Source organism: Paraburkholderia sp. 31.1 (assembly GCF_014397645.1).
Classification (GTDB): Bacteria; Pseudomonadota; Gammaproteobacteria; order Burkholderiales; family Burkholderiaceae; genus Paraburkholderia; species Paraburkholderia tuberum.
Window position 1 is genome coordinate 1 of record NZ_VZQN01000130.1, and the last position, 2,110, is coordinate 2,110.

Consider the following 2,110-nt stretch of genomic DNA (forward strand, 5'->3'; position numbering starts at 1 on the left):
CAATCACCCTACCGATCCACTCGCATTGACGAGCCGAACTGGCGCTTCGCCGCTTACGGCCAGTCAGCGCATCGCGTTCGACGGTATGACGGGCGCCATGCGTGAGCAACTGGCGGCGTTAGCGGTCGACGCCCCGATGGTCAGGACAGCATCGAACGCCGGACGCACGCTGAACCACGCAGAGAATCCTAAAGACTCGTTGGTCTGAGTTACGACACTATCTCCTTACCGCGACAGAACCGAAAATCGTCGCCGGGTGTCTCCTGCCTTTCCAGCAGCGGACCCGTGAACGTCTCGATTTGCATGCGCAATTCGTTCCGAAATTCTTTCAGAATACTTTCATGATCCGCATCCTCCAAATACATATCGACGTCAGGCGCGGAAAACCTCGCAACGCTATTCAGATAAAACCTGATCGCTTTTTCCTCGATGTGACTGGCTCGGAGTTCATCAACTCGCTGGAATTCGGTTATCCGTTGGTTTGACGGAAAGCAGTTGTCCGGTGCTGGCCTCCCATGTCAGATCGCGTGACCTGTACGGTATCCATGGAGGAAGCGCGCGATCCGGTCGATCGAATCCGCGAGATCGTCCACGTTCGGCAGGAACACCACGCGGAAATGATGCGGCGTTTTCCAGTTGAACCCGGTGCCCTGGACGAGCAGCACGCGCTCTTCGAGCAACAGGTCGAGGATGAACTGCTGATCGTCCTTGATCGGATAAATTTTCGGGTCGAGGCGCGGGAACATGTACAGCGCTGCTTCAGGCTTCACGCAACTCACGCCAGGAATGGCCGTCAGCATGTCGTACGCGAGTTCCCGCTGCTTGTACAGACGCCCGCCCGGCACGATCAGGTCGTTGATGCTCTGATAGCCACCCAAGGCGGTCTGGATCGCGTACTGGCCCGGCACGTTCGGGCACAGGCGCATCGAGGCCAGAATGCCGAGTCCTTCAAAATAGTCGCGACCGTTGCGGCGATTCTCGCCGGTCAGACCCGAAATGAACATCCAGCCTGCGCGGTAGCCGCACGCGCGGTAACTTTTCGACAGGCTGTTGAACGTGATGGTCAGCACGTCTTCCGACAGCGCGGCCATTGCCGTGTGCTTCTTGCTGTCGTAGACGATCTTGTCGTAGACCTCATCGGCGAAGATCACAAGGCCGTGCTGACGCGCGATTTCGATCAGGCCGAGCAGCAGTTCGTCCGAATACAGCGCGCCGGTCGGATTGTTCGGGTTGATGACGACGAGCGCACGCGTGTTCGGCGTGATCTTGGCGCGGATGTCGTCGAGGTCTGGCATCCAGCGGTTCGCTTCGTCGCAGATGTAGTGCACCGGCGTGCCGCCCGCGAGGCTCACGCCGGCCGTCCACAGAGGATAGTCGGGCGCCGGTAGCAGCACTTCGTCGCCATCGTTCAGTAGCCCCTGCAGCGCCATCACGATCAGCTCGGACGCGCCGTTGCCGATGTAGATGTCGTCCAGCTCGACCCCACGCACGCCTTTTTGCAGGGCGTAGTGCATGATCGCCTTGCGCGCGGCGAATACGCCCTTCGAGTCTGAGTAGCCGGACGAGCCCGGCAAGTTCAGGATCATGTCCTGGATGATCTCGTCCGGGGCATCAAAGCCAAACGGCGCGAGATTGCCGATGTTCAGCTTGATGATGCGGTGGCTTTCTTCTTCGAGCCGCTTCGCATGCTCGAGGACAGGCCCGCGGATGTCATAGCAGACGTTCATCAGCTTGGCGGATTTAAGAATCTGTTTCACGGCAGCCACCTCATCTTGGACAAATAGTTGAGCAAGTCAGCAACGTGCAGCATAGAGGCACAAACGACAGCGCCTTACCCATGCTCGTTTAGGGAATCGTCATAGAGCCGTCGCAGTTATGACCATGGTTGCACCCTTCGCTATGTCATTGATCCGGTCTTGAGCACCGGCAATACGTTGATCTGCGTAGTCGTAGTCATTGGATTCGCCTCTTGCTCGTTCAACCCATCTCCTTATACAGAAGTATCGTAGCCGTCGCGCAGGATCTGGATGGTGATCACCGCATCCATGACACGCTGCATGCCAATCCACAGTGTCTTCGCGCCGGGTTCACCATCACCCTTGCGTCCGAG

General features: G+C 58.2%; 3 protein-coding genes and 1 pseudogene. 2 read left to right on the forward strand and 2 right to left on the reverse strand.

Annotation, left to right across the window (positions count from 1 at the left end; genetic code table 11):
* Positions 1-208 (forward strand): annotated as a pseudogene (locus F6X37_RS36525) (M23 family peptidase); the annotation flags it as partial.
* A gap of 133 nt (positions 209-341) precedes the next feature.
* Complete coding sequence (locus tag F6X37_RS35545) at positions 342-485, forward strand: hypothetical protein (RefSeq protein ID WP_187614643.1); 144 nt, start codon at positions 342-344, stop codon at positions 483-485.
* A gap of 33 nt (positions 486-518) precedes the next feature.
* Here the strand turns inward: F6X37_RS35545 and F6X37_RS35550 are convergent, their stop codons facing one another.
* Positions 519-1,766: a pyridoxal phosphate-dependent aminotransferase gene (locus tag F6X37_RS35550; RefSeq protein ID WP_316252038.1), complete on the reverse strand. Its 1,248-nt coding sequence runs from the start codon at positions 1,764-1,766 to the stop codon at positions 519-521.
* Between the two features lie 224 nt (positions 1,767-1,990).
* On the reverse strand, positions 1,991-2,110 hold a 120-nt coding region (locus tag F6X37_RS36530), incomplete at its 5' end, for an IS4 family transposase (protein ID WP_222945040.1).